The sequence below is a fragment of the Leifsonia sp. LS1 genome (genome assembly GCF_020521355.1).
In the GTDB taxonomy this organism is placed as follows: domain Bacteria; phylum Actinomycetota; class Actinomycetes; order Actinomycetales; family Microbacteriaceae; genus Leifsonia.
This window is the reverse complement of the sequence record NZ_BPER01000003.1, coordinates 48,482-75,091: the sequence shown is the minus strand read 5'-3', so window position 1 is coordinate 75,091 and position 26,610 is coordinate 48,482. Positions and strand designations below refer to the sequence as shown.

General features: G+C 71.8%; 20 protein-coding genes. 2 read left to right on the top strand and 18 right to left on the bottom strand.

Annotated elements, in window-relative coordinates; translation table 11 throughout:
• Positions 1–68 precede the first annotated feature (68 nt).
• The 12 genes from LLS1_RS06570 to LLS1_RS06515 all read right to left on the bottom strand — a co-directional run bounded on the left by LLS1_RS06570 (position 69) and on the right by LLS1_RS06515 (position 17,732).
• A complete protein-coding gene (locus LLS1_RS06570; RefSeq protein ID WP_226654136.1) occupies positions 69–2,090 on the bottom strand; it encodes an O-antigen ligase in 2,022 nt (673 codons plus the stop codon).
• 19 nt (positions 2,091–2,109) lie between these two features.
• The gene (locus tag LLS1_RS06565) at positions 2,110–2,862 is read right to left on the bottom strand and encodes a hypothetical protein (protein WP_226654134.1); all 753 of its coding nucleotides are present in this window, start codon (positions 2,860–2,862) and stop codon (positions 2,110–2,112) included.
• A complete protein-coding gene (locus LLS1_RS06560; RefSeq protein ID WP_226654133.1) occupies positions 2,859–4,115 on the bottom strand; it encodes a glycosyltransferase family 1 protein in 1,257 nt (418 codons plus the stop codon). Before LLS1_RS06560 ends, LLS1_RS06565 begins: the two co-directional genes overlap by 4 nt.
• 2 nt (positions 4,116–4,117) lie before the next feature.
• On the bottom strand, positions 4,118–5,212 hold the full coding sequence (locus tag LLS1_RS06555) for a glycosyltransferase family 2 protein (RefSeq protein WP_226654131.1): 1,095 nt from the start codon (positions 5,210–5,212) through the stop codon (positions 4,118–4,120).
• Positions 5,209–6,315 (bottom strand): DegT/DnrJ/EryC1/StrS aminotransferase family protein, encoded by a 1,107-nt coding sequence (locus tag LLS1_RS06550; RefSeq protein ID WP_226654129.1) that lies wholly within the window; start codon positions 6,313–6,315, stop codon positions 5,209–5,211. Before LLS1_RS06550 ends, LLS1_RS06555 begins: the two co-directional genes overlap by 4 nt.
• A 168-nt stretch (positions 6,316–6,483) precedes the next feature.
• Positions 6,484–7,995 carry a lipopolysaccharide biosynthesis protein gene (locus LLS1_RS06545; protein WP_226654127.1) on the bottom strand — a complete coding sequence of 504 codons (1,512 nt, stop codon included), beginning with the start codon at positions 7,993–7,995 and terminating at the stop codon, positions 6,484–6,486.
• A complete protein-coding gene (locus LLS1_RS06540) occupies positions 7,992–9,029 on the bottom strand; it encodes a glycosyltransferase family 2 protein (RefSeq protein ID WP_226654125.1) in 1,038 nt (345 codons plus the stop codon). The genes LLS1_RS06545 and LLS1_RS06540 overlap by 4 nt, the downstream gene beginning before the upstream one ends.
• Positions 9,026–9,670, bottom strand: a complete 645-nt coding sequence (locus LLS1_RS06535) for a NeuD/PglB/VioB family sugar acetyltransferase (RefSeq protein WP_226654123.1) — start codon at positions 9,668–9,670, stop codon at positions 9,026–9,028. The genes LLS1_RS06540 and LLS1_RS06535 overlap by 4 nt, the downstream gene beginning before the upstream one ends.
• Before the next feature lie 235 nt (positions 9,671–9,905).
• Entirely contained in the window at positions 9,906–11,042 is a 1,137-nt protein-coding gene (locus tag LLS1_RS06530; RefSeq protein WP_226654116.1) for a DegT/DnrJ/EryC1/StrS aminotransferase family protein, read from the bottom strand.
• Entirely contained in the window at positions 11,042–12,034 is a 993-nt protein-coding gene (locus LLS1_RS06525; protein ID WP_226654114.1) for an NAD-dependent epimerase/dehydratase family protein, read from the bottom strand. Before LLS1_RS06525 ends, LLS1_RS06530 begins: the two co-directional genes overlap by 1 nt.
• The gene (locus LLS1_RS06520; protein ID WP_226654106.1) at positions 12,031–13,113 is read right to left on the bottom strand and encodes a Gfo/Idh/MocA family protein; all 1,083 of its coding nucleotides are present in this window, start codon (positions 13,111–13,113) and stop codon (positions 12,031–12,033) included. Before LLS1_RS06520 ends, LLS1_RS06525 begins: the two co-directional genes overlap by 4 nt.
• Before the next feature lie 68 nt (positions 13,114–13,181).
• Complete coding sequence (locus LLS1_RS06515) at positions 13,182–17,732, bottom strand: DUF4082 domain-containing protein (protein WP_226654105.1); 4,551 nt, start codon at positions 17,730–17,732, stop codon at positions 13,182–13,184.
• A gap of 197 nt (positions 17,733–17,929) precedes the next feature.
• Between LLS1_RS06515 and LLS1_RS06510 the strand changes: the two genes are divergently transcribed.
• The gene (locus LLS1_RS06510; RefSeq protein WP_226654103.1) at positions 17,930–18,784 is read left to right on the top strand and encodes a glycosyltransferase family 2 protein; all 855 of its coding nucleotides are present in this window, start codon (positions 17,930–17,932) and stop codon (positions 18,782–18,784) included.
• A gap of 118 nt (positions 18,785–18,902) precedes the next feature.
• Here LLS1_RS06510 and LLS1_RS06505 read toward each other — a convergent pair whose 3' ends face one another.
• The 3 genes from LLS1_RS06505 to LLS1_RS06495 are packed head-to-tail and all read right to left on the bottom strand — an operon-like array spanning position 18,903 to position 21,982.
• The gene (locus LLS1_RS06505; protein WP_226654101.1) at positions 18,903–20,120 is read right to left on the bottom strand and encodes an amidohydrolase; all 1,218 of its coding nucleotides are present in this window, start codon (positions 20,118–20,120) and stop codon (positions 18,903–18,905) included.
• Positions 20,117–21,076 (bottom strand): prolyl aminopeptidase, encoded by a 960-nt coding sequence (gene pip / locus LLS1_RS06500; protein WP_226654099.1) that lies wholly within the window; start codon positions 21,074–21,076, stop codon positions 20,117–20,119. Before pip ends, LLS1_RS06505 begins: the two co-directional genes overlap by 4 nt.
• A gap of 21 nt (positions 21,077–21,097) precedes the next feature.
• On the bottom strand, positions 21,098–21,982 hold the full coding sequence (locus LLS1_RS06495) for a neutral zinc metallopeptidase (RefSeq protein WP_226654098.1): 885 nt from the start codon (positions 21,980–21,982) through the stop codon (positions 21,098–21,100).
• Between the two features lie 120 nt (positions 21,983–22,102).
• Between LLS1_RS06495 and LLS1_RS06490 the strand changes: the two genes are divergently transcribed.
• Complete coding sequence (locus LLS1_RS06490; protein ID WP_226654097.1) at positions 22,103–23,086, top strand: malate dehydrogenase; 984 nt, start codon at positions 22,103–22,105, stop codon at positions 23,084–23,086.
• A gap of 4 nt (positions 23,087–23,090) precedes the next feature.
• Here LLS1_RS06490 and LLS1_RS06485 read toward each other — a convergent pair whose 3' ends face one another.
• From LLS1_RS06485 to LLS1_RS06475, 3 genes are all read right to left on the bottom strand, one after another.
• Positions 23,091–23,585: a hypothetical protein gene (locus LLS1_RS06485; protein ID WP_226654096.1), complete on the bottom strand. Its 495-nt coding sequence runs from the start codon at positions 23,583–23,585 to the stop codon at positions 23,091–23,093.
• A 113-nt stretch (positions 23,586–23,698) separates the two neighbouring features.
• Positions 23,699–25,786, bottom strand: a complete 2,088-nt coding sequence (locus LLS1_RS06480; protein WP_226654095.1) for an acyl-CoA dehydrogenase — start codon at positions 25,784–25,786, stop codon at positions 23,699–23,701.
• 171 nt (positions 25,787–25,957) lie between these two features.
• Positions 25,958–26,512 (bottom strand): hypothetical protein, encoded by a 555-nt coding sequence (locus tag LLS1_RS06475; RefSeq protein WP_226654094.1) that lies wholly within the window; start codon positions 26,510–26,512, stop codon positions 25,958–25,960.
• Positions 26,513–26,610: the final 98 nt, after the last annotated feature.

Here is a 26,610-nt window from a genome sequence, read left to right as displayed (position 1 = left end):
GGGGCATGGCCGCGAATCGCCTCCCTGTATAGCACAGATGACGAAACATCATTAATCGTGAGCGGATGTTATCCGTTCTCCCAAACGCTTGTCAAACGAAACGCCGCTCCCTTCTTTTTCGGCGCGGGTCGCGTGGGCCGCTGGCGAGGCACGGCGAGCAGCAGCGCCGCGAGCGCGGCCACGAAGCCGCCCAGCACGGCGCCTCCCGCGATGGCACTCGTGCGGCTCACCGGCACGCTGAACACCTCGATCGACGAGAACGAGTCCTCGAGCCGGATGTGCAGGTCCGGGTTGGTCGCCGGCCCCTGCAGCGCGTCGAGCTGCTGCTGCAAGGTCGTCCGCAGGGTGATCAGCTTCTCCTTCGCCTGGTCCACGGTCGCCCCGCGGGCGGCGAGCTGCATCAGATCGCCGTAGCCGAGCACGTCCGTGTAGGGCGCGAGGCTGCCGGAGCCGACGGCGACCGCGTAGTAGTCGACGCCTGCTGCGGCCAGCTCGTCGTGCACCTGCTGTCCGTCCATCCGGTACTTGAGCACGACGGAGAGGCCGTCGGTGTCGATGCGGGTGTCGAAGGCGTTGGTCGACTTAGGAGGGTCCACCTGCGGGACGACGGACTCCCGCGCCTCGAAGACACCCTCGGCGCGCCGGGAGGCCAGGAAGCAGGCGGCGAACACCGCGAGCCCCGCGGCGACGGCGCCGAGCACGATCGCCCAGCGCGGCAGCAGCGCGGGCGGTCTCGGGGCGGCGACCGTGGGCCGGCCGCCCGGTGCGAGCGCGGCCTCCGCCCGGTGGACGCGCCACGCGCCTCCCGCCGCCCCGACCAGCAGGCAGAGCGTGCCGAACGCCATCGGGAAGCTGAAGAAGTCGAACGTCGCCGCCAGGATGGCCGCGCAGGCGATGCCCGCGGCGATGGCGAACGCCTGGGTCTGCACGAAACGGTCGCGCGCACCTGCCCCGGCGATCAGCGACGCGACGAACGGCACCCCGAAGAACGCGATGAGGGCGAGGGCGCCGATCAGCCCGGCCTCCACCGCCGTCGCCAGGTACTGGTTGTCCAACGTCCGGTAGATGCTCGGGATGAAGGTGTTGAGTCCGCGCCCGATCAGCGGCGACTGAGCGAAGAACGCCTCCACCGCCTGGAAGTCCTGAGTGCGCCCGCTGATCGAGTTGTCGCTCCCCGCATCGGCGAAGAGGTTCCCGATCGCGCCGTAGAGGCCGGGCACGAAGAGCCGGAAGACCAGCGCGGCGATCGGGGCGATGAGGAGGAACTTGAGCCGCTGCGACGTCGAGGCGATGAGGAGTGCGAACAGCACGCCCAGCAGGAGGGCGATGGCGCCCGACCGGGCGACCGTCAGCGGGAGGGCGCCGAGGATGACGATGAACTGGGCCCACGCCCACCAGCGCCGGTTCGCCGCGTTCAGCGCGTAGTGCGCCGCGAGCGGCAGCAGCATCCCGAGCACGGCGGCGAACTCGATCGAGTGCGTCGCCGTGCCGCTGATGCGACGGAAGCCCGCGCGCACGTACAGGCCGCCGATATCGCTGTTCGCCTGCAGGCCGGGCAGGTGGAGGAGCGACACGACATCGAGGCCGGTGAAGAACTGCAGGATGCCCATCGCCGCCAGGCAGGCGCCCATGAGCACCGCGAACCGGAGCAGGGAGGACAGCGCGGCGCGCGTGCGCATCGTGTCCGCCGCGTAGAGGATGACACCCATCCCGCCCGCGAGCGAGATCAGCCCGCGCAGGGAGGACGACACCTCCTCCGCGCTGATCGGCCGCAGCATCCCGCCGACGAAGCTGAGGACCATCGCCGCCGCGTAGGCCAGCGCCATCCAGTGCACCGGCGTCAGCCCGATGCGCTCCCGGCTCGAGCTCAGCCGCCCGACGATCCACAGCAGCAGGACGAGGCAGCCGAAGACCGTCGCCGGGGTCCCGGCGGCTCCGAGCGGCTTGATGACGTAGATCGCGGGCGAGAAGACGAGCAGTACGAGATAGATCTGGAAGACGACCAGCGGGTCGAGGCGTCGCCGATCCCTCGCCCGGGGCGGGTCGACGACCTGCCCCGTGCGATCGGGCTTCCCGGCGAGGACGGTCACGTCGGCTCCGTCGTCCCCGTCAGCCGCCGAGGCCGGAGTTGTGCGATGTCAGCGCCGGCCGTGCCGTCTTGCCTCCGGCGGCGCGCTTCGCCGTCGAGAGCAGCTCTTCCTGCACCGGGAGCGCCTTGATCGTGTCGGTGCGCTTGCGGACGGGGGCGGCGGCCCGCTGGACGTGCCCGGCGCGGATGCGCTCGGCGATCGCGACCGCGATCCCGACCACCAGCATCACACCGGCGAAGCCGATGAGGCCGTTGCGGATGGGCGTGCTGTACGAGATCGTCGGCTTGCGGTCGGTGGTCAGGTTCGTGGTGGTGACCCACTGCTCCTGCGGTGCGCCGGCCTTCTGCTGCAAGGCGTCCAGCCGTGACGGCACCAGCTTGCCCAGTGCGTCCAGCGTCGAGCGCGCGTAGGCGAGGTCGCTGTCCTCGACCGAGATCGTCATCAGCGGGGCCGCCAGCGAGGTGTCACGGCTGACCGTGTACTTCAGGTCGGGGTGGTGCTCCGAGAAGGTCCGGACCGTGTCGCCGTCCATCAGCGAGACGGCGACCACGTCGACGGACAGCGGGACGCCGTTGCCGAGGGTGAGGAGCGGATTGCCCGCGACCCCCTTCACGTCCTTCACCGGCGAGAGGAAGAGGTAGCTCGACTCGACCGTGTAGGTGCGCGGGGTCTTCATGAACAGGAAGCCGCCGACGCCCAGGGCGACCACGAGACCGGGAAGGAGCACCCACTTCCAACGGACCACGATGGCCCAGATGCTGCGCAGTGTCATGATCGCTCCATCCTCGCGGTGGCGGTTTCGGGCTCGGCGGGGGCATCCCCGCGGGCGCAGGCGCGCTCGACGGCGCGGACGACGGCCTGCTTGGCCGGCTCCCAGCTCAGCGCGTCGACGGAGGCGCGGAGCGCACGCGGGCCGGCGGCCCGCTGGATGCTCAGCGCGTCGGCCAGGGCGTCGGCCACGCCCTGCGGCGTCGGTCGCGCCCACGCGACGTGCGGGTTGTCGAGGTCGGCGCGCGTGCCGGGCCAGTCGTTGACGACGGGCACGACCCCGGCCGCGAGCAGCTCGCTGGCGATGAGGGAGACGTTCGTGAACGAGAGGGCGAGGCCGGCGCCGCAGCGGTTGTAGAGGTCGTTGAGCGCGTCCGGGGTCAGGTGCGCGTGCACCTCCGCCGGGAACGGGAGGCGCTTGGCCGGGATACCGAAGGTGTGGATGGTGACGTCGGGGTGATCCCGGTGGAACCGCTCCAGTGCCAGCACCCCGAGCTCGTAACCGCGCCGGGCGATCCCGGGCTTGGCATAGAAGACGACGTCGTCGCGGCCGGTCTGCGCCGTCACCCCGTAGCGGGAGGTGTCGCAGCCGAACTCGGCGACCGTCGACTCGACGCCGAAGCGGCGGCGGAGTTCGTCGGCGACCATGTGGCCGACCGTGATCGACTCGAAGCCGAAGCGGTAGGTGTCCTCCGCGAGCTCGTAGGCGCTGCCGCGCGGGTAGAAGTAGGGCTCGAAATCCTGCGCCAGGTAGAAGCGGCGCCCGGGGACGCCTGCGCCGCGGCTGGCGAGCACGTGCGCGGTGTTCCAGGCGGTGGCGATGTACGCGTCCATCCCGCCCAGGCCGTCGGCGAGGTCGCGGATCTCGGCGCGCACGCGCGGCCACCAGGTGCGGATGAGCTGCTCGGAGGCGGCTGCCGGACCGCCGTGGCCGTCGTAGACGTAGAGCACGCACGTGTGCCCCGCCTGCTCGAGCGCCTCCACGAATCGGAACATCGTGGTGTGGCCGCCCGACGCCGGGCCTGGAGCACTGACGACCCACCCGATCCTCAGCGGCTCGCCCTCGGGGACGACGCGGCCGGCGGGAGCCGGGGCGACGCGGGCGGAGTCGGCGACATCGTCCGCGAGCAGGTTGAGCTCCTCCGCGTTGTCGCCCCACTTGCGGTGCGCCTTGCGCAGGGCGCGTGCGGTCAGGCCGCCCACGCCCTCGTCGCGGAGGATGCCGGTCGCCCGGTTGACCATCGAGGAGGCGGACACGGTCAGACCCCCCTCGCGCGCCAGGCGAACCGGCCGAACTCGCGTGAGGCGCGGAAGAGTCCGGCCCGCGCCACGACCGTCGGCGAGAACCGGGCGCGGGCGGGCCCGACGCGCTCGGCGTGGGCCACGGTGCGCGCGTGCGGGAGGCGGTCGACATCGACCCCGCGGGCGGCGGCGAACTCCAGGTACGCCTCCGTCTCGGCGGAGCCGCCGCGGCCTTTCGCGTACGCGGAGGCGGCGCGGGCGAGCGCCTCGTCGGCGAGGGCGCGCTCGGCGATGCTCAGGAGACGCTGGTTCTCGGCCTCGTCGCCCATCCCGTCGCTGAAGAGCACCTCGAACGCGAGGGCCCGCTCGTGCAGATCGGAGAGCACGTCGTTCGACCGCGAGAGGCTGCCGTCGTGCTCGCGGTGCCAGGCCTGGTCGACGCCCGCGACCCAGCCGACGTCGGAGGCGCGGGCCACGCGGAACCACATCTCCATGTCGTGCGTGTGGGCGAGCGGTCGCTGGCCGCCGACCTCGTCGACGACGCTGCGGCGCAGCACGACCTCGGGCGACGTGATGCAGTTGACGCCGCGGCGGCAGCGGTCGGCGAGCCAATCGCCGCCGCGCCAGACGTCCCAGGCCTTCACGCGGTCGCGGTGCCCGGAGGGGACGACGCCGCTGAAGTGCACCGGGTGGCCGTAGATCAATCCGACCGCCGGGAACGCCTCCCCGAGGGCCACCGAGCGGGCGAGCGAGCCGGGGGTGAGCAGGTCGTCCGCGTCGAGGCGGACGATGTACTCGCCGGTCGCCTCGGCCAGGCCGTCGTTGAAGGTGGCGACGGCTCCCTGGTTCTCGGCGTGCGCGAACACCCGGACGCGCGCATCGAACCGGGCGAGGCCACGCGCGACCGCGAACGACTCGTCGGTGGAGGCGTCGTCGACGACGACGACGTCCACGCGCACGCCCTCCTGCGAGAGGGCGCTCGCCACCGCCTCCGGCAGGTAGAGCGCGTAGTTGTAGCAGGGGATCACGACGGTCACGGTGGGCTCGCCGGTCGCCGCCATCGGAGCGTGCCGCGCGGGACCGACACGGTCCGGCGCGGTCAGGGCGCTCATCCGAGGCTCCGGCGGACGGCCTCGATCACGTGCTCCTGCTGATCGTCCGCGAGTCCGGGATGGATCGGGAGCGAGAGGATCTCGGCCGCGAACGCCTCGGATCGCGGATGCGAGCCGCCGACGTGGGCGAAGGCCGGGGTGCGGTGCACGGGTGCCGGGTAGTGGACGGCGGCGCCGATGCCCTGAGCGTTCAGCTCGGCGACGACGCGGTCGCGCTCGGGCGCCCGGACGACGTAGAGGTGGTGGACGTGCTCCCCGCGGTCGCCGCGCCGCGGGAGGACGACCCCCGGGAGGCCGGCGAGCGCTTCGTCGTACCGGTCGGCGACGGCGCGGCGACGCTCGTTCCACGCGTCGAGGCGCGCGAGCTTGGCCGAGAGCACGACCGCCTGCAGCCCGTCGAGACGCGAGGTGGTGCCGATCTCGAGGTGCTCGTACTTGGCCGTGCCGCCGTGGTTGCGCAGGCGACGCACCCGTTCGGCGATCGCGGGATCGGACGTGGTGACGGCTCCGGCGTCGCCGTAGGCGCCCAGGTTCTTGCCGGGGTAGAAGCTCGTGGCGGCCACGTCGCCGAGCGCTCCGGACCGGAGGCCGCTGACGCTGCTGCGCGCGCCCTGCGATTGGGCCGCGTCCTCCACGATCGCGACGCCGGGGCCGACGGCCGCGCGGAGCCGCTCGATGGGGGCGAGCCTGCCGTAGAGGTGCACGCCGACGACGGCGCGGGTGCGTGGCGTGACGGCGGCGGCCGCCTGCTCCACGTCGATGAGGTAGTCCTCGTCGCAGTCGACGAGCACCGGGACGCCACCCGCACGGGCGACCCCCTCCGCCGTCGCGACGAACGTGTTCGCAGGGATGATGACCTCGTCGCCCGCCCCGACACCCGCCCCGCGCAGGGCGAGCTCGACCGCATCGGTCCCGCTCCCCACGCCGACCGTGTCGGTGACGCCGCAGTAGGAGGAGTACGCGCGTTCGAACGCCTCGGCCTCGGCGCCGAGGATGAACCCCGTCGTCGCGAGCACGCGGTCGAAGCCGGCGCGGACCTCGTCGGCGACCTGCGCGTGCTGCCACGCGAGGTCGACCGCGGGAACCTTCTGACTGACGATCATGAGACCAAAGATCCTTCCTCGCGTCGGGCACGCGAGCATCCCCAGAAGAGGCGGGTTGGTCGGTCGGGTAAATGACTCTTCCTCACCTCTTGCAGAATGAGAATACCTCGCTTTTTTCGGGTGGTCTTGCCCCCTAACGGGGCGCAGACCGGAAGAGGCGGGGCGGACTCAGCGCGCGTGCTCGGCGCTGCGACCGGCGGCCAGCGCCGCCTTCGCCCGGCGCAGGAACCAGCGGAGCACGCATGCGGCGTACACGATGCCCCCGGCGAGGGCACCGCCCAGCAGGGCGAGCAGGGCGCCGGGGAGCAGAGAGGCGACGAGGAGGCCCGCCGCGGCCGCAGGGAGCATCGCGACCGTCGGCACCAGGCACGCCCGCACCAGTTCCCCGAGGCGGACGTCGGCCCGCCGAAGGGCAATGAAGTACGCGGGGAGCACGAAGACGAGGGACACCGCGAGGTGCACCCATCCCGCGCCGACGATCCCCCAGGACGTGGTCGCGACGATCAACGCCGGGATCAGCGCGACGAACCAGACGAGCTGCGTCCAGAGCACGGCACGGGAGGCTCCCCGCGCGAGGAGGAAGGACGCGAACAGGTCGAAGAGGGCGCGGAGGGCCCCGAACAGGCCGAGGGCCGCGAGCACGCTCGCGGACGGGAGCCATTTCTCCCCGTAGACGACCACGATCAGAGGCGCCGCGAGCACGGCGAGGAAGCCGCCGGCGGGGAGCGCGATCGCCCAGGTCAGTGCGGCCGTCGCGGGGAGGACTCCCCCGCCTTCCGTGCGCGAGAAGAGCGGAAGGGCGATCGATCGGACGATCTGCCCGATCGCGCTCATCGGCCAGTTGGAGATGTTGAAGGCGAGCACGTAGAAGCCGAGAGCGGTCGCCCCGACGACGTGGGCGATCACGACGTTGTCGATGTTCAGAAGCGACCACGAGAGCACGTTCGCCCCGGCGACCGGGATGCCGAACGCGAGCACGGCGCGGGCGACCGAGCGGTCGAAGCCGTAGCGCGGCCGCTCGCGCGCGAAGACGAACTGCAGCACCAGGGTCGCCGTCTGCGCGACGACCCGTCCGACGGCGAGCGCCATCACACCCCAGCCGGCGGCGAGCAGGCCGAGGGTGATCCCGGTGCCGACGACGAAGTCGATCGAGGCGATGACGAAGAGCTGGCGCTGGGCGAACCTCCGCTGGAGCGCGGCGTACGGGACGACGCCCGCACTGCCGAGCACGAGGGTGACGGCGAGTACCGCGATGGCGCCGGAGGCGGCGGGGCTCCCCATCAGGTCGGCGACCGGCTGCGCGGTCGCGATCATCACGATGGTGAGTGCGCCGCCCACGGTGAGGCCCAGGGAGGCGACGGTCGGAGCGAGGCGCTCGTGGTCGGGCGAGCGGATGAGGTCGGCGCTCAGGCCGAGATCCGCCAGCGTCATCAGCACCGACTGCACGGTCAGGGCGACCGCGTACACGCCGAACTGCTCGGGCGCGAGGATGCGGGCGAGCACGATGCCGACGGCGAGGCTTCCGATGCGGAGCACCAGGTTGTTGACGGTGCTCCAGGCGAGCCCGCCTCCGACCGCGCGGCCGAGGGACCGCCGGGGCGGTGCGGGCGCGGCGGGCGCCTGGGCCGCCTCGTTCGCGACGGCCGGATCCGGGGCCGGGGTCGGGGTGGGGGTGCTCACAGGCCGTATCGCCTCCAGCGCCGCCAGCGCAGCGCTCCGGTCACGCTCGTCACCTGCGACTCGACGGCGCGCCGCAGGGCGCCGGGCGGGCGGTGCCGCCGGGTCGCCGTCTGCCGCCAAAGCCGGGTGGCTGTGATTCCCGGCCAGGTCTCGGCGGCGAAGGCCGAGAAGTCGTCGGCCAGGTCGGGGTCCAGCCCGCCGCCACCGGCACGGGCGACGCGTTCGAGGCGCACCGCCTCCGCGGCCAGGGTGCGGTGAGCGGCGTCGCGGCGCTCCCGCGCTCGGGGCAGACCGGCTCCCGGGCCGTCGAAGAAGGAGGTGAACGTGTCGCGCCGGGCACGGATCTCGGTCAGCAGGCCACGGTAGTCCGTGAGGTGCATGTTCGCGTCGTGCACCCGGTAGAACCCCTGGTACGGGCCGGCGACCCGGCCGACGTCGGAGATCGCCGCGGCCCGCATCCACAGTTCCATGTCCGCGGTCTGCGGCAGGTCGGGGTCGTAGCCGACCAGGCGGTCCATCACGTCGCGGCGCAGGATCGCCTCCGGGTTGACGATGAGGTTGGTGCCGCGGTCGCAGATGCGCTGAAGCCAGCGATCCCCCTTCCACACCTGCTCGCGGGCGCGCGCCCGCAGCTGCGGCGGCGGCGTCTCGCTGAACTCGGGCGCGTAGCCGTAGACGAGGCCGACGCGGGGGTGCCTGCGCATCAGCCCGGTCGATCGGGCGAGCGCTCCCGGCGCCAGCAGGTCGTCCGCGCTGAGCAGCACCACGTAGTCACCCGTGACCTCCGCCAGCCCGTCGTTGTAGGTGCGGATGTGGCCGCGGTTCTGCTCGTGCTCGATCACGCGCACCCGGGCGTCGCGGGAGGCCAGCGCCCGCGCGACGGCCACGCTGCCGTCGGGCGACGCATCGTCGACGATGATCACGTCCACGTCGACCCCGGGCTGCTCGAGAGCGCTGCGCACGGCGGCCGGCAGGTAGTGGCCATAGTTGTAGCACGGGATGACGACCGTCACCCGCGCCAGCCCGGCGCTCACGATCGGCCCTCCGGGTGCGGGACGCCCACGGGCCGGGCGGGGACGCCCACCCAGGTCTCGCCGTCGGGGACATCGGCGAGCACAGCCGCACCCATCCCGATCACCGCTCCGGCGCCGATCGCGAGACCCTGCCGCACGGCGGCGTTCATGCCGATGTAAGCGGCTTCCCCCACCCGCACGGAGCCGGCGAGCGAGACCCCGGAGGTCACGGTGGCGAAGTCGTGGAGGCGCACATCGTGCGTCAGCGTGGAGTTCGGCATCACCACGACGTGGCGGCCGATCGTCACGTCGGCCGTGAGCACGACCCCGCCGAGCAGGATGCTGCCGGCGCCGACCGTGCAGCCGTCGGGGACGCGCACCGCGTCGTCGATCAGGGTCGTGTACCTCCGGTCGTCGACGCCGAGCGCATCGAGCCGGTCGACCACCGATCGGCGGCCCGCCCCGGAGCCGACGCACACCAGGAGGTCGGCGTCGTATTCGGCCGCGTGTGCCATTCCGCCGAGCACCTCGGCGCCGGCGACGCGTGTGCCGCGCAGGGCGGGGTCGTCGTCCAGCACGCCGATCACGCGGTGCCGGCTCTGGGCAGCGGCGGCGGCCTCTCGTGCCAATCCGCTCGCGCCGAGCAAGAGCAGGTCTCTCACGGTGCTCCCCCATCCGAAGTCCGTTTCCACCGCGGGCGAGACCCCCGCGGACACGTAACTGATTCATCCTCACTTACGCACAACTGAGAATAACTCACCTGCGATCTCCGCGTCTCCCCCTCTCCGGGGGGCCGCTCACAGAGCCCGCGTCGAGACGGCGAATTGTTCGCCGCCTCGGCGTTTTCGCGAGCACTTCTCGCCGCCTCGACGAGGCGGGAGGAGGGACGGGCGCAGGTCAGGCGAGGGAGGCGACGGGGACCGCGGCGCGCAGAGCGTCGACGACGCGGTCCTGCTCGGCCCCCGTCAGCTGGTGGAACAACGGCAGGATGAGCGTGCCGTCGGTCAGCCGCTCGGTGACGGCGAGCGACGCCGCGCCGGTGTCCCGGTCGCGATACGCCGGCTGGCGGTGGGAGGCCATGATGCCGCGCCTCGCCGAGACGCCCGCCTCGGCGAGGGAGGCCAGCACGCCTTCGCGGTCCGGCACCTCCACCCAGTACGACTGGAAATTGCCCGTGCCGTACTCGGGGTCGGTCACCGGGCGAACCCCCGGCAGATCGGCCAGGAGATCCGCATAGCGCGCCGCCAGCTCGCGGCGGCGCTCCACGATGGCCGGGAGCTTCGCCAGCTGGACGATGCCGATGGCGGCCTGGAGGTCCGTCATGCGGAAGTTGTAGCCGACCTCGGTGTACTGCTCGGCGGGCGCGAGGAGGCTGGCCTGCCGATCGGCGGCGGAGATGCTCATGGCGTGCTCACGCAGGTGGCGGGCGCGATCGGCCCACTCCGCGTTCGCGGTCGTCAGCATCCCGCCCTCGCCCGTCGTGAGCAGCTTGCGCGGGTGGAACGACCAGGCGGCGACGTCGGCCGTCGCTCCGACCGGGCGGCCGCGGTACGTCGAACCCGCGCCGCATGCGGCATCCTCGACCACGACGATCCCCCGCGGGTCGGTCAGGGCCCGGATGGGCGCGAGGTCGGCCGGAACGCCACCCTGGTCGACGACGATCACCGCGCGGGTGCGGTCGGTGAGCGCAGCGGCGAGGGTCTCGGCCGTGACAGTGCCGGTGCGCTCGTCCACGTCCGCGAAGACGGGCCGGGCGCCGACGTAGACCACCGCGTTGGCCGTGGCGATGAACGAGAAGGACGGGACGACGACGTCGTCGCCCGGCCCGACTCCCGCCACGACCAGCGCGAGGTGCAGGGCCGTCGTGCAGCTGGAGGCCGCGACCGCGTGCGGGGTCTGCATGGCCGCCGCGAACTCCTGCTCGAAGCGGGCGACGCGCGGCCCCTGGGCCACCCAGCCGGACTCGATGACCTCGGTGACCGCGGCGACCTCCTCGGCCCCGAGCCACGGCTTCATGACGTTGATGCGCTCCATCACGCCACCAGTTCCCGCCCGGCCGCGATCTCGTCGCGGAGCGGACGCCACCAGTCGACGAGGTCGCGCAGCCCCTGCTCGAGTGGCACTTCGGCGGTGAAGCCGAGGTCGCGCGCAGCGGCGGTCGTGTCGGCGAGGCGGCGGGTGACGCCGTTGACGGCCCGCTCGGGGCCGTGCTCGACGGGGAGGTCGGAGTCCATCGCCGCGAGCAGCGCCTCCGCCAGCCCGAGCAGGCTCGTCTCGACCCCGGAGGCGACGTTGTAGACGCCCTCGCGCACGTCGCTCGCGGCGGCCAGGATGTTCGCGCGCGCCACGTCGGACGCGACCACGAAGTCCATCGTCTGCAGCCCGTCGCCGAAGATCAGCGGCGGCGTGCCGTCGGCGATCCGCTCCATCCAGCGCACCAGGACCTCGGTGTAGAGGCCGTGCACATCCATCCGCGGCCCGTAGACGTTGAAGTAGCGCAGCGCGACGTAGTCGAGGCCGTTCATCGCGCGGAAGCTGCGGAGCATCCCCTCGTTGAACGACTTCGCGGCGCCGTAGAAGGTGTCGTTGTTGTGGTGGTGGTGCCGCTCCCCGGTCGGGAACTCCTCCGCCAGGCCGTAGACCGAGGCGCTGGAGGCGGTGATGAGCTTGTCGACGCGCTCGGCGACGGCGGCCTCGTAGACGTTGAACGAGCCGTCGACGAGCACCTCCAGCGCGAGACGCGGCTCCTCCGCGCACTGGGTGATGCGGATGGCGGCCTCGTGGAACACGACGTCCTTGCCGCGCGTCACGTCGTGCACCAGGTCGCGGTCGCGCAGATCGCCCTCGACCAGAGTGACGCGGCCCGAGGCCAGGGCGCCCTCCAGGTTGGCGACGCGACCGCGGACCAGGTTGTCCAGCACGTCGATGTGGGAGGCGCCGGCGTCGAGCAGCTGGTCGACGATGGTGGAGCCGATGGTCCCGGCGCCGCCGGTGACGAGCACGTCCGCTCCCTGCAGGGCGGTCATCGCGCGCCTCCCGCCAGCTCGAACTCGGTCGCCAGGTCGATGGGTTCGTCCACCGGGGTGACGGCACCGCCGCCGGCGAGGCTGCGGGATGCGGCCTCCAGCACCGAGAGCACGCGCAGCCCGGCACGGCCGTCGGTGCGGGGCGCGCGGGCCTCGCGGATGCTGCCCGCGAACTCCTGCGCCATCGCTCCGAGCGCCTCGCGTTCGGGCAGAGCAGGAGACCAGGTGTCGCCGAGCCGGTACGAGACGGTCGCGTCGCGCCGCTCCGCCCCGTCGATCGCCTGCAGGTCGAGGTCGACGCCGCGGTCGTACACGCTGAGTCGCTGCTGCGGGTTGAGGTCGTCCCAGACCAGGGTCCGCTTGGTGCCGCCGACGATCATCTGACGGATCTTCGTCGGGCTGAGCCAGTTGACGTGCACGTGGGCGATCGCACCACCGGCGAGCGGCATCATCAGGTATCCGACGCACGACTTGCCCGCACCGAGCGGATCGGCCCCGTGGGCCGAGACCGTGGTGGGCCGCAGACCGCCGGGGAGGATGAAGTCGATGATCGAGAGGTCGTGGGGAGCGAGGTCCCAGAACACGTCGACGTCCGGCTGGACGAGACCGAGGTTGATGCGGGTGGAGTCGACGTACAGGATCTCGCCGAGCGTCCCCTCCTCGATCAGCTCGCGCATCTTGAGCACGGCGGGCGTGTAGCAGTAGGTGTGGTCGGCCATGAGCACGAGGCCGCGTTCGCGCGCGGCGGCCACCATGGCCTGTCCGCGCTCGCCGGTGTCGGCGAGCGGCTTCTCGACCATGACGTGCTTGCCCGCCGCGAGGGCGGCGCGGGCGATGTCGTGGTGCGTGCGGGCCGGGGTCGCGATGGCGACCGCGTCGATGGCGGGATCGGCGAGCACCGTCGCGAGGTCGGTGTCGATGCGGTCGAGTCCGACCTGGTCGGCGACACGGCGGGCGCGCGCGGCGTCCAGGTCGCAGATCGTGACGAGCTCCCAGTCCGGGCTGCCGCGGAAGTTCCGGGCGAGGTTCGGGCCCCAGTACCCGGCGCCGATGACGGCGATGCGCAGTCGTGTTGTCATTGTCGTGCCCCCAGCACCTTTCTGTCTGCTCCGGCCGCTTCGGGTGCGACCGGATGCGGGATCCGTCGTCAGGACGACGGGGTGAAGCGGATGTCGACCCAGTAGTTGTGGGTCACCACCTGATCCGGGAAGCCGGTCGAGTACGAGTACGCGCCGCCGTTCGCCGGGATCGTGAGCGCCCCGCTCGTGACCGCCGACGCGAGCCCGCCGACGGTCACGGCGTACGTGGACGCCGTGGTGTGGTACGAGGCCCGGTACTCGACACCGGCCTGGATCGGCACCGGCGTCGCGAACGTCACCTCCTGCCAGCCGCTCGCGGTCTCCGCCGTGTAGTTGGCGGTCGCGAGCACCTGACCCGTCGCGCTCCACAGCGTGGCCGTGTGCGTCCCGGTGTCTCCTGCGCCCTTGTAGAAGCGGATGCCGGAGATCGTCCCGGCCGTCGACGAGCTGAAGCGCACGCCGAGCTGGACGGGGCTGCCGTCCGGCCAGGAGGTCGACCCCGGCACCGAGGCGTCGGAGAAGAGGGTGGTCGAGGCGGGCGTGGTCGTGCCGCCTCCGGTCGAACCGCCGCCCGTGCCGCCGGAGCCGGTCGAGCCGCCCGTCGTCCCGGTCGAGCCTCCCGTCGTCCCGGTGGAGCCGCTGCCGGAGCCGCTCGACGCCGGGGCGAACACCACGTCGACGAAGTAGTTCGTCGCGTTGTAGCTGTAGGTCGGGAAGCCGCCCGCTGCGCCGTAGAAGTACCGCCCGTTCCCGGTCGTGCCGGCGGTGAGGGGTCCGGCCGTCTTGGCGGTGGCGAAGTCGTTCGACGTGTACGAGTAGTTGCCCTTCGGCGCCAGGTACGAGACCACGTAGGTCGTCCCGGGCGTCAGGGTCAGCGGCGTGCTCAGCTGCGCGGTCTGCCAGCCGGTCGCCGTCTCGTTCGTGAACGTGACGGTGGCGAGGCGGTTGCCGCTCGCATCCCAGATCGAGCCGGTGTGCGTCCCGGTGTTCGTGGCCCCCTTGTAGAACCGGATCGCGGTCACGGTGCCGGCCTGCGAGCTCGAGAACGACATCCCGAGCTCGACGGCGGAGGGGTCGTCCGTCGCCGCGAGCGTGGCCGGGGTGCTGCTGCCGAAGAAGGAGTAGGTGGTCGGCTGCGCGACGGAGGCCGTGGTGAACGACCAGTTCTGGGTCGGCAGTGTCGCGCCGTCGGTCGAGGTGACCCCGGAGACGCTCACCGCGATCGTCGCCCCGGCGGGCAGTGCCGCCGACGGGGTGAAGGTGAGGGTCTTGCCGTCGGCGGAGAGCGCCGTCGCTCCGGCGATCGCCGTCGAGCCGCTGGTCACCGTGTAGGTCGCCCCGGCGTTGATCGGCGCCGAGAGGGTGATCGAGATCGGGCTGTTCGTGGCGACCCCGGTCGCTCCGCTCGCCGGGGACTGCGAGCTCACCGCGATCGCGGGTGCCTGCTTCGTGAAGACGACGTCGACGAGGTAGTTCGCGGTGGAGCTGCTGCCCGGGAAGCCGGTCGGGTACGTATAGGCGCCCGCGTTCGTCCCGGCGCTCAGCGGGGTCCGCGTGATCCCGGAGCCGCTGAAGTCGCCCGGCGTGACCGAGTAGGTGCCCGTCGGCGAGGAGTAGGCGGCGACGTAGGTCGTGCCCGCCGCGATGGTCACGGGTGACGAGAACGTCACCGTCTGCCAGCCCGACGTCGACTCGCCGCTGAAGGTCGCGCTCGCCAGGAGCCCGCCGGTCGCGGTGTAGAGATAGCCGGTGTGCGTGCCCGTGTTGCCCGCGCTCTTGTAGAACTTGACCCCCGAGACCGTGCCGGCGACCGAGCTCTGGAACTTCACGCCGAGCGTGACCGGGCTGTCCGTCACCTGGAGGATGCTCGGGGTGGTCGAGTCGGTGAAGAGGCCGCACGGGCAGGTGCCGGGCGCGGGGTCCGGCTTGACCGTGGTGAAGCTCCACGTGCCTCCGCTCGAGAGCGTCAGGCCGCCCGTGTCCTTCGCGGTCATCGTGACGGAGTACTGCACGAACCCGTTCAGGGCGGCCGACGGCGTGAAGGTCGCGGTCCGGGTGGTGGACGCGTACGAGACGGTGCCGGCGACCGGGTTGCCCAGCTGATCCTTCACGGTGAACGCGATGGTGGAGGCGGTGACCGGCTTCGAGAACACGGCCCCGATGGTCGACGACGTCGGAACGCTCGACGATCCCGGGAGCGGGAACTGCCCGGTCGCGGTCAGCGGCGAGCTGTCGGTGGTGGTGAAGACCGCGTCGACCCAGTAGTTGGCGGAGTCGTAGCTCGAGGTCGGGAACTGACCGGGCGTCGTCGTGTAGACGCCTGCACCGGCGGCGCCGTACCCACCCGCCACGGTCAGCGGGCCGGCGGTGATCCCGCGGTAGTAGAAGGACTCGTTCGTGGCCGAGTAGTGCCCGTTCGGCGCCGTGTACGACACGACGTAGGTGGTCCCGGACGAGACCGCGACGGCGGGGCTGAAGTTCGCCGTCTGCCATCCGCTGGCCGTCTCGTTCGTGAACGTGACGGTCGCGAGGCGCGTGCCGCTCGCGGTCCACAGCGACCCGGTGTGCGTTCCGGTGTTGGTGGTCGCCTTGTAGAAGCGAACGCCCGACACGAATCCGTCCTGGTTGGGCGTGAACTGCAGGCCCGCCTCGATCGGCGTCGCGTCACCCGCGTCAGCAGTGGCCGGAGCGGCGGTGCCGAACACGGTGTACGGCCCGGTGACGGTGAACGACCGGCTGGCGGGCGTCGCCGCGAAGTTGCCGCTGTCGTCCATCGCCCGCACCTTGACGGCCTGGGAGCCCGCGCCCTGCTGCGTGTACGTGTACGTCCAGCTCGTCGTGCCCGTCGCCGCGTGGTAGGTGGACCCTCCGTCGGTCGAGACCTCGACGCCGGCGACGACGCCGCCCACGTCGCTGGCGGTGCCGGTCAGGGTGACCTTCGCCCCGTTGGCGATCGAGGCGCCGGAGGCCGGGGCGGTGATCGAGACGGTCGGAGCCGTCGTGTCGGTGGACTTGGTGGCCGCGACGAGTCCCGCCATCAGCGTCCCCGGCTGCGCGTTCATGTCGGCCAGGAGGTTGACCTGCGCCTGCTGCATCCGCGCGTCGGCGGGCGCGCCGTCTCCGTCGTGCTCCTGGTCGAGTCCCCACGACCATTGGATGGTGCCGGCCGAGAAGACCAGGGCCCCGCTGGCCGCGCGGTACAGGGTGACGTGGTGCGTCGTCGTCCCGGGGATGACCGTGTTGCCGTAGTCCTGCAGGTACTGGGGCACGGCGCCGACCGTCGTCGAGAGCTGCACCAGTCCGGCGGGCCGGAAGCCGTTGTCGACGTCCTCGTCCGACTCGTAGCCGATGGTGTGGGGCGCGAGCGCCGTCGTGGAGCCGGCCGCCATGCTCGAGAGGCCGGTGTTGCGCCAGAGCCTGGTCTTGCCCTGCGCCGCCGTGACGGTGATCGCGAGGTCGCTGAAGTTGGACATGTACTGCGTGCCGGTCAGGCCGTTCTCCGGCATTCCCGCGCCGTTGGCCTGGGAGGCGAACCGCGGATCCCGCCAGGTTCCCGTCCACTCGGCGGTCGGGTCGATCTTCTTGTCGGCCCAGGTCTCCTTGTACGACACCAGCGTCCGGTAGGCGGTCGGCGTCCCGGCGACGGAGTTCTCGTAGCGCGTGTGCCAGTACATCTCGTTGCCCGAGAGGAACTGCAGGTTCACGCCGGCATCCCGCGCCGCGAGCACGTTCGCACGCTGGTTCGCCGACCAGTACTCGTCGTGGCCGACGGAGAGGAAGACCTTGTGCTTCGTGAGGAGCGAGCCGTAGCGGTCGGTGTCGACGCCCGCCATGTAGGCGACGTTGTACCCGTTCTTCTCGAGGAATCGGACCTCGGGATACTCGTTGGCGAAGTAGAAGTCGCGCCCGCTGTTGTCGCCGCGCGTGACCACCGGCCGGTTGTAGCTGATCTTGTAGGCGCGGCCGTTCGCGGCGCCCTGGTAGAAGTCGGAGCCGCCGTAGGTGTTGTACGCCTGCCACGTCGGGTCGGAGGTCTGGAAGAGCACGGGGGCCGTCGACGCGTCGTTGCGCACGATGAACGTGATCTGGCTCTTGCCGCCGGTGTCGGTGCGGGTGAGGAGGGCGATGTAGACGCCCGAGACGACATCCGTCGGGACGTTCCAGGAGGCCGACTGGGCCCAGTTGCCGCAGTCGTAGAGCTCGGTGGTCGCGTCCGTGACGCACTGCGGCTGGATCTGCGGGAGGGTGGCGGAGACGGGGACGTCGGCGATCTTGCGGGCGCCCAGGCCCTGGTAGTAGCCGGTGCGGAAGATCTGGATGGTGTAGGCGTGGGCGTCGGTGTCGACCTTGAAGCCGATCGTGCCGCCCACATTCACACTGATATCGGTGGAGAAGCCCTGGATGCTGGGGTCGCCCGCGCCGCTGATGTCCCACACCGAGGGGTCGGTGCCGGCCAGCGCGTTCTCGCAGACGACGGGGTTCGCGGCGGTGCCGCAGCCGCTGGCCGCCCGCGCCGCCTGTCCGAACGCCACGGCGAGCCAGGTGACCAGCACGACGACCATCACGGCGGCGACCGCGCCGAGCGGTGACAGGCGACGCCCCGTGCCTGTCCCGCGCATCCAGATAGATTGAGCTTTACTCACATCTGAGAGATTGTCACATTTTCGCTCCAGCTGCGCACCCCCCAACGGGGGACGAATCGCATCCTCCCGAACGAGTACGATCGGAGCATACCTGACGAATCCTCGTCTTTGATGCGCTCACGGGGGAGGATGGTCGGTCCGGTCTCGAGTCTCGACAGCACGGAAGGGGAACCGTGGACATCCGCACGGTGAGCGGGGCGGTCATCGTCCCGGCGCACGACGAGGAGGCGGTGCTCGCGCGCACGCTCGATGCGCTGCGGCCGGTCGCCGCGAGCGGCACCGTCGACGTGATCGTCGTCTGCAACGGGTGCTCGGACGCCACCGCCGACATCGCGCGCCGCTACGCCGGCGTCACAGTGATCGAGATCGAGGCGGCCTCCAAGGTCGCCGCGATGAATGTCGGAGATGCCGCGACGCAGCGCTGGCCGCGTCTCTATCTCGACGCCGACATCCAGATCGAGCCCGAGGCGGTGGCCGCCGTGCTGCACGAGCTCGCGCGCCCCGACGGCCCTCTCGCCGCCCGGCCCACCTCGGTGGAGGACGTGCACGACGCGACCTTCCCGGTCCGCGCCTACTACCGCGCCCGTGCCCGTATCCCGGAGGTCGGAGTGCGCCTCTGGGGCGCGGGCGGGTACGCGGTGTCGCAGACCGGGCACGCACGCTTCGACCGATTCCCCGACATCGTGAACGACGACTCCTGGATCCACAACCTCTTCACCGACGACGAGAAGGCGGTCCTCGACACCCCGCCGATGCTCGTGCGCGTGCCCCGCACGACCACCGCCCTGCTCGCCGTCATCACCCGGCACCGCCGGGGGCAGCTCGACCTCGGCGTCTCCCTGGGCGAGCAGTCTTCTCAGCGCGCCCGCGCCATCCTGCGGAGCGCGAAGGGCCCGCGCAGTGCCGTCGACGCCTTCTGCTACGCCGCCCTCACCCAGATCTCCCGGATGCGCTCGCGCCGTGCCGACGCGACCCAGTGGTCACGCGACCCCAGCACCCGCGAACCGTCCCCGGCCTCCCCCCGCTGACCGCCCCGCGCCGCCCCGCCCAGACCGACCCCACCGCGCCCGCCCCGCGCAATTCCGGAGATCTTCCACGCCCGCCTCAGAGTCACCGTTCGAACGGCGGATTCGCCGGCGCGTCGCCTCAAAAGTCCGGAGTTCCGGAGACCCGCACCCCGCCCACCAGCACCAGCTCACGCGGCGGAGCCAGCACCAGCGCCTCCGGCACGTTCTGCGCGTCGACCAGCACCACGTCGGCGGGAGCGCCCGCCACCAGATCGTGCACCGGCCGCCCGACGAACACCCCCGCGTCGCTGGTCGCGAGACGCACCACGTCGGTCAGCTCTTCGTCGCGCCGGGCACCGGAGAGCTGGGCCAGCCGGGTCGCGAGGCGCAGCATGTCGCCGTCGCCGTACGGCCCCCACAGGTCGCGGATGCCGTCGGTTCCGAGACCGACCGGCACCCGCGCGGCGCGGAGGTCGGTGAGCGGAAGGCGGGACGCGTTGATCGGCGCGACCGTGGTGATCGACACCCCGGCCTCCCGCAGCTCCTCCACCAGCGCGCGCTGCCGCGCCGGCGGCAGGTCGCCGATGGCGAAGCCGTGTGCCACGTTGACGCGGCCGGCCAGCCCGAGCGCACGCGTCCGCTCGACGATGAGGTCGTACTCGAACGCGCCCAGCTCGCCGCCCTCGTGCAGGTGGATGTCGAGACCGACGCCGCGGCGATCCGCGATCTCGAACAGCGCGTCCAGCTGGCCGACCGGATCCCGGTCGATCAGCGCCGGGTCGAGACCGCCGACGTGGTCGGCCCCCTCGGCGGCCGCGCGATCGAGCAGCTCGAGCACACCGGGGCGGCGCAGCACGCCGTCCTGCGGGAACGCGACGACCTCCAGCGCGACCGGCACGCCGAGCGCGGCCACGGCCTCCCGCACCACGGCGATGCCGCGCAGTCCGACGCCGAGGTCGACGTCCACGTGCGACCGGAACGCCGTCGTGCCCTGCGCGACCAGCGCGCGCAGCAGCTGCAGTGTGCTGTCCGGGCTCGGGATGCCGAGCTCGTCGCGGTGGGCGCGCTCGTGCGCGATGCGGCCCTGGGTCGTGGCCTCCCCGCCGTACGGCACCCACTCCCGCCCCCACCAGCTCTTGTCGAGATGGGCGTGCGCGTTGACGAGCCCCGGCAGCGCGAGCAGCCCGCGGCCGTCGATCGTCTCGCCGCCGACGAGCTCCGGCCGCGCGGGATCGTGCGGCTCGACGGCCGCGATCGTGCCACCCTCGATCAGGAGGTCGGAGGCGGCGCCTCCCCACGGCCGCACGTCGGTCAGCAGCACCGCGGCCCGCGCCGTGGCGTCGTGCGCACGGCTCATCGGTCAGCGAATCGGTCGGTCGCCTCGATCAGTGCGTCGAGGATGCCCGGCTCGTCGTAGGCGTGCCCGGCGTCCGGGATCATCCGCAGCTCGGCCTCCGGCCACGCCCGGTGCAGGTCCCACGCGGTCATCGGCGGGGTGCAGACGTCGTAGCGGCCCTGCACGATCACGCCAGGGATGTCGGCGAGGAGGTGCGCGTCGCGGATCAGCTGCCCGTCCTCGAACCAGCCCCCGTGCGTGAAGAAGTGGTTCTCGATGCGCGCGAAGGCGACCGCGTACTCCGGCTCCGTGAACGTCGCCACCAGCTCGGGCCGGGGACGCAGCGTGATCGTGGACGACTCCCACCGCGACCACGCGACCGCCGCCGGACCGTGCACCGCCGGGTTGGGGTCGGCGAGCAGCCGAGCGTAGGCGCGGATGAGGTGGCCGCGCTCCTCCACCGGCACGGGCTCCAGGAAACCTTCCCACAGATCGGGGTACAGCGCGGCGGCCCCGCCCTCGTAGAACCAGTCCAGCTCCTCGGCGCGCAGCGTGAAGATCCCGCGCAGCACGAGTTCGGTCACGCGCTCGGGATGCGTCTCCGCGTACGCCAGCGCCAGGGTGCTGCCCCAGGAGCCGCCGAACACCTGCCACTTCTCGATCGCGAAATGCTCCCGCAGGCGTTCGATATCGGCCACCAGGTGCCACGTCGTGTTGAGCGACAGGTCCGCCTCCGGCTCGCTCGCGTGCGGGAGGCTCTTGCCGCAACCCCGCTGGTCGAACAGCACGATGCGGTACTTCGCCGGATCGAAGAGGCGCCGGTGCGACGGGGTCGTCCCGCCGCCCGGGCCCCCGTGCAGGAACACGACTGGCTTGCCCTCCGGGTTGCCGCTCGCCTCCCAGTACAGCTCCTGGCCGTCGCCGACGTCCAGCATTCCGGTCTCGTACGGCTCGATCTCGGGGTACAGGGTTCGCATGTTGTCGAGGCTACCGGCCGGTCAGAGCCGGGCCGCGGACACCGAGAACGTGTCGCATGCCTGCGCGCCCTGCTGGTAGCCGGTGGTGAACCAGCGCTGCCGTTGCTCCGCCGACCCGTGCGTCCATCCCTCCGGGTCCACCCGCCCGGTCGACGCCTGCTGGATGCGGTCGTCGCCCACCGACGCCGCGGCGCTCAGCGCATCCTGGATCTGCGCCGTCGTGATCGGCTGCAGGAACGCCACCCCGTTCTCGTCCGCCGTCGTCGACGCCGCGGCCGCCCACGAACCGGCGAAGCAGTCCGCCTGCAGTTCGAGGCGCACGCTGTCGGACGCCGCCCCCGTCGCGCGGCTGGTGTGCTGCGCCATGATCCCGCCGATGTTCTGGATGTGGTGGCCCCACTCGTGCGCGACCACGTACATCTCTGCCAGCGGTCCGCCGCTCGACCCGAACCGGGACCGCAGCTCGTCGTAGAAACCGGTGTCGACGTAGATCGTGCGATCGGCCGGACAGTAGAACGGCCCTGTCGCGCTCGACGCGGACCCGCACCCCGTGCTCGTCCCTCCGGTGAAGAGGACGAAGTCCGGCGAGCTGTACCGCCCGCCGAGCGCGGGCAGCTCTGTCGCCCAGTACGCCTCCAGCGACGCCGCCGCCCCCTTCATCCGGCAGTCGACGCTCGCATTCGCATCCGCGCCGGTCCGGCAGTCCTGCAGCTCCGAGCCGGTGCCGATCTGCTGGGAGCCCGTCGCGTCCCCGCCGACCAGCCCGCTCACATCCACCCCGAGCAGCTGTGCGATCAGGAACACCACGACCGCGCCGACCCCGACCCCGCCGGCCGCGATCCCCGCCGTGCGCCCACGGCGCTTGACCTTGCCGCCACTGATGTCCGCGTCGGGATTGAACGTCATGCGGCACACGGTACCGCGGAGCGGGGGTCCCGGGTATGGGTGGCGGCGCGTCGGCCGGGGCAGCGGTTTCTCCCGGCCCCGCCCATCCCGCTCGCCGTGCACCCGGGCTAGGCTCGCCCCATGAGCCCCACCCCTGTCACCGTGACCGTCACCGGCGCGGGCGGCCAGATCGGCTACGCCCTGCTTTTCCGCATCGCCTCCGGCCAGTTGCTCGGCCGGGAGGTGCCGGTGCGGTTGCGGCTGCTCGAGATTCCCGCCGGGCGGTCGGCGGCGGAGGGGACCGCGCTCGAACTGCAGGACGGCGCCTTCCCGCTGGTGCGCTCGATCGATGTCACGGAGGACGCCGGCGCCGCGTTCGACGGCGCGAACGTCGCACTGCTGGTCGGTGCCCGGCCGCGCGGGGCGGGGATGGAGCGGGCCGACCTCCTGGAGGCCAACGGCGCGATCTTCGGGCCGCAGGGTGCGGCGATCAACGCGGGCGCGGCGGACGACATCCGGGTGCTGGTGGTCGGCAACCCCGCCAACACGAACGCCCTCATCGCGAGCGCGCACGCCCCCGATGTCCCCGCGGAGCGGTTCACCGCCATGACCCGGCTCGACCACAATAGGGCCGTCGCGCAGCTCGCCGCGAAGCTCGGCGTGCCCGTGTCGGCGGTCGAGCGCGTCATCGTGTGGGGCAACCACTCCGCCAGCCAGTACCCCGACCTGAGCCACGCAACGGTCGACGGGCGCCCCGCCACGGACCTCGTGGACGAGCGCTGGCTGGCGGACGAGTACATCCCCCGCGTCGCGAAGCGTGGCGCCGAGATCATCCAGGTGCGCGGCTCCTCGAGTGCGGCCTCCGCGGCGAGCGCCGCGATCGACCACGTGCACGACTGGGTGAACGGCACCGGCGACCGCTGGACCTCCGCCGCGATCGTCTCCGACGGCAGCTACGGCGTCCCCGCCGGCCTCATCTCGTCGTTCCCGGTGCGCGCCGTCGACGGTCAGTGGAGGATCGTCGACGGCCTGGAGATCGACGCCTTCTCCCGCGAGCGCATCGACGCTTCCGTCGCCGAGCTCATCGAGGAGCGGGACGCGGTACAGGAGCTGGAGCTGCTGTAGCCGCTCAGCCCGTCGATCGCGGTGATGCCGCGGAGACTCCGCCAGATCGAAGAAGGCGGAGTCGATCGTCGGTGATGAGTTCGACCGGAAGAACGCTGCCCCGACCGTCCCGCAGGCGAACGACGATCAGCTTCCCACGGCGTTTGACATCACGGACTTGCGTATACGCGATCGTCGTCTGAGACCCCCATCCCGAGAGGACGAATGCTGTCTCACCGAAACCGACGGCGAGCGTCCTTCCGCCGATGGTTCTCCGGCAGTGGTTCCTCAACTTGAAGTACAGGGCGAAGGGGAGGGCCACCACCAGGATCGTGGTGGCCACGACGACCGGGCCCGCGGAGTCACGGAGAAACCCGACCCCGGCGGCGCCAGTGAGGACACACAGCAGGACGAGCGCCCCGAGCGGACCGCGCGACCAGAGCCGGAACTGGTACCAGGCGATTCTGCGCACCATCGGCTCGTCCATCACGATGTGGCTCTGCAACTCCACCTGCTCCACGCGGCCATCCTATGCACCGTTGACCCTGCAAGGGGGTGTCGGAACACGCCGCGTCCCTCCCGGAGAGGCGGCGTGTCGTGACAATTCGTCGGTGCGAGGGCGGGGCAGTGCGCTCAGCGCTTCTTCTGGCTCTTCTCCTGCGCGGGCAGCGTGCCGGCCGCGCGCGCCTCGGCGAAGTACGCCCGAGCCTCCGCCTGGCGCTCGCCCTCCGCGCCACTGGCGATCTTCGCGCGCACCAGCTCGGGCCCGTAGCCGAAGGCGTCCACAAGGTCGACGGCGTGCGGGCGGATGCGCGCGAGCAGGCGGTCGATGTAGGCGGTGACGGCCTGCGCGCGCTGCGGCGAAAGCCGGCCGTGGATGAGGTACCAGGCCGCGTGCTTCTCGATCAGGCCGAAGCCGAAGAGGTCCCGCAGCCAGGTGAGCACCTGCTTGGTGCCGGCGTCGGGGGCGTGGTCGAGCGCATCGGTGAACGCCTCCCACTGCAGCAGCTCGCCTTGCGCCCGCGCGGCCTCGATCAGCTCGTTCTGCTGCGAGTTGAACAGCTCGGCTGCGGCCTTCTTGCCCAGCTTGGAGGCGGGGCGGAGGCGGCCGGCGATCTCGGCGATCATCGACTCGACCCGGTCGGTGAGGAGCTCGCGCTGCGTGGCCGACTCCTGCAGCCAGTTGACCGAGCGGGCGGTGGAGCCGAAGTCGCGGACGGTCTGGCCGACGCTGCGCAGTCCGCTGCCGTGGTAGGCACGGTCGGCGGCCTGCGTGACGACGTAGCGGGCGAGAGCACCGGCGTCGGCCTTGGCGAACTTCTTGCTGTAGTCGGTGAGCAGGCGCTTGGCGACCAGCTGGAGCAGGACGTTGTTGTCGCCCTCGAAGGTGACCCAGATGTCGAGGTCCTGGCGGAGGGAGGTGAGCCGGTTCTCGGTGAGGAAGCCGGCGCCGCCGCACGCCTCCCGCGCCTCCTGCAGCGTGTCGAGAGCGTGCCAGGTGCTCAGCGGTTTGAGCGCCGCCGCGATCGTCTCGAGGTCCTGGCGGTCCGCGTCGCTGTCGGCCTTGCCGCTGAAGACGTCGTCGAACTTGTGCAGGAAGACCTCGTGGGCGAAGCCCGCCGCGTATGTGGTGGCGAGCAGCGGGAGCAGCCGTCGCTGGTGGCGCTGGTAGTCGAGCAGCACCTCCTCGTCGGTGTCGCTGCCGGCGGTGAACTGGCGTCGCTCGTTCGCGTAGGTGAGCGCGATCTTGAGGCCGATCTTCGACGCGATGGTCGCGGAGCCGTCGAGCGAGACGCGACCCTGCACGAGCGTGCCCAGCATGGTGAAGAAGCGGCGCCCCGGGCTCTGGATGGACGACGTGTACGTGCCGTCCTCTGCGACGTCGCCGTACCGGTTCAGGAGGTCGGTGCGCGGGATGCGGACGCCGGTGAAGTGGAGGCGGCCGTTGTCGACCCCGTTCAGCCCACCCTTCTGTCCGTCGTCCTCCCCGCCGATGCCGGGCAGGAACGAGCCGTCGGCGTCGCGAATCGGGACGTAGAAGGCATGGACGCCGTGGTTGACGCCCTGCGTGACGAGCTGGGCGAACACGACGGCGGCGGTCGCGTCGACGGCGGCGTTGCCGAGGTAGTCCTTCCAGGCCCCGCGAAACGGGGTGTCGAGCACGAACTCCTGCGACGCCGGGTCGTAGGTCGCGGTGGTCGCGATGCTGGCGACGTCGGAGCCGTGGCCGGTCTCCGTCATGGCGAACGCGCCGGGCACGTCGAGCGACATGATGCCGGGCAGGTACTTCTCGTGGTGCGGGGCGGTGCCGAGGTGGAGCACCGCGGCGCCGAACAGCCCCCACTGCACGCCCGATTTGATCTGCAGCGACGGGTCGGCCGCCACCAGCTCCTCGAACGCGGCGATGTTGCCGCCGTGGTCGTCGCCTCCGCCGACCGACTTCGGGAACGCGCGGTGCACCTGGCCGTTCTCGACGAGCAGGCCGAGCTGCTCGAAGACGCGCTTGCGGTGCTCGGCGACGGGGAGTCCCTCGATCTTCTGCAGCTCGGGTCGGCCCGCCAGCTCGCGCGAGGCCAGGCGCACGTCGGCCCAGTCGCCCAGCAGCTGGCGGCCCAGCGCCTCGACGTCGACGCGCGGGGACGGACCGGCGGCCGGGGAGGACGCGGGCTCGGGGGCGGGTGCGGCAGGAGTGGCGGGGACGCGCTCGGCAGTGTCAACCATGAGTTCCTCTTCGATTCTCTCGTGGGTCGCTGACACGCTACGTCCGCTCGCGCGGAAGCGGAAACGCGCGGTGCGCCGCCTACAAACGCCGGTCGCACGTCCCGCCGGGCGGTTGTGGGATCCTCCAAAACCGGGAGCCCCTGCTTGGAGGATCCACAACCTCCGCGCGGTTTACTTGATCGTCACCGAGTTGGCCAGGTCGTTCATCGCGCCGACGCTGGAGGCGTTGACCTGGTAGCCGAAGCTCGAGCCCGAGTACGCCGGACCGGACCAGATCTTGGTCGTGCAGCCCGCGAAGCTCTTGAACGAGCTGACGCGTCCCGCCCAGCCGACCGAGCTGAGCGGACCGAACTGGTAGACCGTGGAGCCGTTGCAGGCGCCGGAGTTCGTGATCTGGAAGACGGCGCCGCCGTAGCCGGCGTCGTCGAAGAGCTGGGTCTGGACGTAGGTGGCGCGGGCGCCGGTGGCCGGGGACGCGGGCGTCGCCGACGAGCGCTGTGCCCCCGGCCCGATCACCACGAGGTGCTGCTCGGCGAGCACGGCCGCGTTGAGGTCCTCGCCCGGCTCGACGCACACGAGCGAGGCCGTGCCGAGGTCGTAGGAGCACGACGCGAGCGGAGCCGCCGCAGCGTTCGCGGCCGCGACGGGCGCCGCGGCGAGTGCGAGCGCGGCCAGGCCGGCGAGCAGGAGGCGGGCTGAGCGGGCGGATCGGGTGGTTCGGGTCATCTCGGGTCCCCTTGAGTGTCATTGTGCCGGCGGGTTCCAGCACGTCTCGATTCTCTCGACGCCCCTTCCGACCTTCTTCGGTGCGCGCACCGATCCTG

Bases quoted from the DNA above. Each gene is read 5' to 3' on its own strand.
- LLS1_RS06490 (WP_226654097.1), top strand. From the start codon at position 22,103: ATGAGCCCCACCCCTGTCACCGTGACCGTCACCGGCGCGGGCGGCCAG.
- LLS1_RS06505 (WP_226654101.1), bottom strand. From the start codon at position 20,120: ATGAGCCGTGCGCACGACGCCACGGCGCGGGCCGCGGTGCTGCTGACC.
- LLS1_RS06520 (WP_226654106.1), bottom strand. From the start codon at position 13,113: ATGACAACACGACTGCGCATCGCCGTCATCGGCGCCGGGTACTGGGGC.
- LLS1_RS06475 (WP_226654094.1), bottom strand. From the start codon at position 26,512: ATGACCCGAACCACCCGATCCGCCCGCTCAGCCCGCCTCCTGCTCGCC.
- LLS1_RS06565 (WP_226654134.1), bottom strand. From the start codon at position 2,862: ATGACACTGCGCAGCATCTGGGCCATCGTGGTCCGTTGGAAGTGGGTG.
- LLS1_RS06550 (WP_226654129.1), bottom strand. From the start codon at position 6,315: ATGATCGTCAGTCAGAAGGTTCCCGCGGTCGACCTCGCGTGGCAGCAC.
- pip (WP_226654099.1), bottom strand. From the start codon at position 21,076: ATGCGAACCCTGTACCCCGAGATCGAGCCGTACGAGACCGGAATGCTG.
- LLS1_RS06525 (WP_226654114.1), bottom strand. From the start codon at position 12,034: ATGACCGCCCTGCAGGGAGCGGACGTGCTCGTCACCGGCGGCGCCGGG.
- LLS1_RS06480 (WP_226654095.1), bottom strand. From the start codon at position 25,786: ATGGTTGACACTGCCGAGCGCGTCCCCGCCACTCCTGCCGCACCCGCC.
- LLS1_RS06555 (WP_226654131.1), bottom strand. From the start codon at position 5,212: ATGAGCGCCCTGACCGCGCCGGACCGTGTCGGTCCCGCGCGGCACGCT.
- LLS1_RS06530 (WP_226654116.1), bottom strand. From the start codon at position 11,042: ATGGAGCGCATCAACGTCATGAAGCCGTGGCTCGGGGCCGAGGAGGTC.
- LLS1_RS06495 (WP_226654098.1), bottom strand. From the start codon at position 21,982: ATGACGTTCAATCCCGACGCGGACATCAGTGGCGGCAAGGTCAAGCGC.
- LLS1_RS06515 (WP_226654105.1), bottom strand. From the start codon at position 17,732: ATGCGCGGGACAGGCACGGGGCGTCGCCTGTCACCGCTCGGCGCGGTC.